This window comes from Okeania sp., assembly GCF_983059655.1.
Genome location: NZ_CEZPJD010001017.1, coordinates 1 through 2,407, shown reverse-complemented (window position 1 = coordinate 2,407; position 2,407 = coordinate 1). Strand labels below are relative to the sequence as shown.

The following is a 2,407-nucleotide window of genomic DNA, read 5'->3' as shown; positions in this document are numbered from 1 at the left end:
ATAATGAAACTTTTTGTGTCAAGGTTGCCTTTATTTTTGTGAACAGTACGGCGACTGATAAGAAGGAAGAATAATATAGTATCCGGACAATTAGTTATCGTATAAATCAAAATTCAGAAAGACTGAGTCAGGAGTAAGGAAGGATAATAGTGGAAATTATCTGGGTATATTCCCGCATTTTATGTATGCATTGAATGGAAGTAGAGAATGCGATAACTATATAACCGGATTTTATATAAGGGCAAGAAAAAACTTAAATTTCCAGATTATTAATCCTTGGGTTGACACAAACGAGCCCCAACGGACATGATATTACATCTTAAATTTGTGATTTATTACTACTTTTCATACCGAATTAAACAGACCTGATATCAGGTAGGGGAGCTGTCGGTAGGGCAATGTACAGAATGAATGGCTTCTATACCAGTTTTTAGGTCATAAATTCTCTTTTTCTCTTAGTGCGCGTTCCCTCAACAGCTTTGTCAAAGAGATATCTCCTGTAAAGTAGAAGTGTTAACCTAGTGGACTGACACACCTTAAATGGTGCATTAGAATAGCTCGCCAAAAGTTACTAATGTCAAGACAAGTGATATAGCTGCCGCTAGGCTCCGCCAACGCTAAAAATAGGTAGCCCAAAACAGCAGATTTATCAAAGTTCGGGAGTTTCATGCCCCAGGATAAAGATGTTGCAGTTTGACTCTGGCATCGTCTGTTGAGAAATGCCAAATCACCTTATTAGCAGTTTGATTGCGCTCTTGATTCCATGCTGATAATTCTTGGTGTAACTCCTCAGTAGCAGGAATGCGTCTGTCCAAACATTGTTTAGTTAAAATACTCATATCATGTTCGGTTGAATACTTATAAATAACTGTTGTGAGGAGTCAGGAGTCAGGAGGGAAGAAAGCAGAAATACATAGGAAATATTGGAGATGGGGTATTGATAATTTCAGTATTTCTTTGGTACTGTCAGTACCCAGAGTCCTTAAATTTTATTATCACTGATTATCCGTTAGCGTAGCTCCCCCTCCGGGGGAACATGATATCAGTTCGATCTCGGCCACATTTAATCAACTGCCATTACGGGGAATATGATAGATTTCTAGGCGTCTAGCTAGACGGTGGGCTTCTGGAGCAGGAAAGGTTTCTATTGTGCGTTAGTGTTGCTATACGGAAGTTAAAATCATGCATCGAGTGCTAATTGGCGAGGTTTCCTACGGCGCTTTTAAAATCCGGAAATATAGTCTATTCCAGTTAAGATTGAGACAAGGGTTTCTTACCTTGAAAGAGTTTCAGATGAAAAAGTGTTCCAGTCTTATTCAGAATGACTATAGTTCCGCACACAGCCCTCTAGAATGTAAGACACACTCAAAACAGTCAAAAATCAATCATTTTTGATTTGTAATTGTTTTAGGATTTTGTAACTAGTCAGTTATTTCCGCCATCCTGCGCTAGCTAATGTAGAAGTTCCGCTTTACATATCGCGGAATGTTAACGGAGTTATGCTTTAGCAAAATACCCCTACTGTATTATTTGAACACATTCCTTTTTGATGCATGCTATGAGTCGCGATCTAGGTGAAAACCATCATTGCTAATTATACCTTTACTTACCACCTAAATTATTCAGTATTTCTTCAGTTTAACTAAGAGTTTTGCTAGTGTAAGTCTCTGAAACATCTAATATTATATCTGAATAAGAGCGCGATATAATTCTGTTCCGCGCTCCGCGATGATGCTGACGCAACGCTTTGTGTTAACCTACATTGTGCGCTAGCAAAAGAAAAAACTTTCTTCAAAACTGCAAAAGTTGGCAGTAAAATCACATCAAAGTCTTGAAGTTTGTGTAGCATTCCGATAGTAAAACTACTCTGTTAGCGTAGCTCTTCCAGAGGAGGCAAGATGCACTAATATCAAATCCGCTTGAATAGGCAGTAGAGGAGTAATTATAGAATTATTAAAGATATTATGATATAACCGGATTCTATATAAAAACAAAACTGTTTTGTGATGCAGTTCATTTATAAGATTTCTAATTTTCAATCTCATTTTTCTCAAACAAGAATTCCAATGGGCAAATATGTAACATCCTCCATACTTCCCACAGCCTGTATAAGCTATTAGAATACGCCTTAGCAAGTCAGAAGCCAAAAGTAATAGGGATTGTACTTTATATAAAGTACACAACAAATAAGTAGTTTAAATGCACAACAGCTTACTAATTCTAATACACAAATATGCAAAACCTCCTGTTCGGCACAATATTGTGAAATTTACCAGATTTGTAAATGTTTGCGATAAAGCTCTGTGTCTAGTTAAGTCCTAAAAACTACAATCCTTCAAGACTATTTTATCGGACCAAATTGGTAGTCAGTTAAATAATATCAACTTTGCTGATCGTCAATTCATAA

1 pseudogene is annotated in these 2,407 nt (G+C 36.9%); it reads right to left on the bottom strand.

Going from position 1 to position 2,407, the window contains the following annotated elements:
* Nucleotides 1-665 precede the first annotated feature (665 nt).
* Nucleotides 666-848 (bottom strand): annotated as a pseudogene (locus AC3DU7_RS31260) (IS630-like element ISMae25 family transposase); the annotation flags it as partial.
* Between the last annotated feature and the right edge of the window lie 1,559 nt (nt 849-2,407).